1 protein-coding gene is annotated in these 1,521 nt (G+C 69.1%); it reads left to right on the top strand.

All coding sequences use genetic code 11. The features are described 5' to 3' along the window. Nucleotides 1–857: 857 nt before the first annotated feature. A partial coding sequence (locus tag ACY45C_RS01425) for a hypothetical protein (protein WP_462185873.1) occupies nucleotides 858–1,521 on the top strand: 664 nt, incomplete at its 3' end.

Here is a 1,521-nt window from a genome sequence, read left to right as displayed (position 1 = left end):
CCGCCGCCATCACATCCTGTACCTGTATCTGTACCTGGCATTGATGTCGACACCGACGCCGGCCCGGAGGCGCACCGGGGTTGTGGGCAGGCACCGTTCGGCGGTGATGACGCCGCTGCGTCGGCCGATCGAGGCGTGCTCGGTGGGCAGGCCGGACCGTGCTGGTCGCAGGGGCCGCCCGCATTGCCCGTGGCCGCGGCCGGGCAGGCCGGCGAACTGGGCGTGCAGCGCCCACCAGCGTCCGTCGTCGTCCCCGACGGGCAGATCGTCGTACTCGGATCGGAGTAGGGAGACGGGGTACCGCTGGGGGTCTCCGGGTTCGGTACCGGGTTCGGCACCGGCTTCGGCATGGGCGGTGGGGACGTGGAGGCGGTCGGCAGCGGGGACGGGGAGATGGACCGGATTGGGGATGGGGAGGTGGCTGGGGACGGGGAGATGGACCCCGACGACGCCTCGGTCGATGTCCCGGTCGACGTCTCGGGACTGACCATCGCCGTGGCGACGCCGGCCCCGCCGACCAGGAACAGCACAACGACAAACACCGTCGGCACCAGACCGCGCGACGGCCGTCGCACGAATCGACCAGATACTCGATGGCCAGACACCAGAGCGCCCCCCGGGTGCGGCTGGCAACACGCCCGTTGCCGGCGGCCTGCCCCGGACCGGCGGAGACAACGTGATGCACGTTAGGCGGAAGCCCCACCATACGATGATCGATAGGATAACAGTCGCGTTGCCGGTCATCCGGGCCACGGGGGGAAGCGGTGAATGTCAGATTGCTGACGGAGAGGTCGGCGCGGGAAAGTATTTTTGTCACCGTTTGCCTGACGGCGTGCCTGAGTTGGCTCATGTTACCCATGGCGTCTCCGGTCCATGCGGCGGACGACGGGGTGGAACTCGGCGTCACCGTCGACGGTCAGCCCCTCGGCGAGGACAACGTGGTCCTCGGAGCCAGTGCGGTCGCCCGCGTGGTGGTCAGCGTGCAGAACCTGACCCGGTCGAACGTCCCCGTCGACTCGGTACGGCTGAGCGGAACCATGCTCGGCCTCACCTTCTTCGACTACGACACCCGGGTGCGCACAACCATCCCGGCCCGCGGATCGGCGAACTGGACCGTCGACCTGGATATGCGCGACCTCGACGGCCGGGCCACCGGACTGATGCCGGTGGAGCTGGCGATCCGGGGCGCGGACCTGCACACGGTGGCCGAGGTGTCGGGAACCGCCGACATCCACGGATCGCTGTTGTCCATCTACGGGCTGTTCGGCCTCGGGCTTGTCGTCCTGATGGGGCTGCTCTGGGCCGTCGCGTTACTCCCGCTCGGCCGCCATGCAGTGCCGGCCACCTGGTGGCAACGCGGCCTGCGGTTCGTGCCCGCCGGCTGCGGGGTCGGCCTGTTCGTCATCTTCGCGCTTTCAGCCACCCGGCTACTGTCACCCGGCACCCCCAGTGATTTCGGCATCACCATCACGACGACCGCCGTCTGCTTCGGGCTCGGGGCTCTGCTGCCCCAGCTGGATC

It is taken from the genome of Frankia sp. CcWB2 (genome assembly GCF_977927585.1).
Note: the sequence above shows the minus strand (reverse complement) of the source record. Positions and strands in the feature narration are given on the sequence as shown.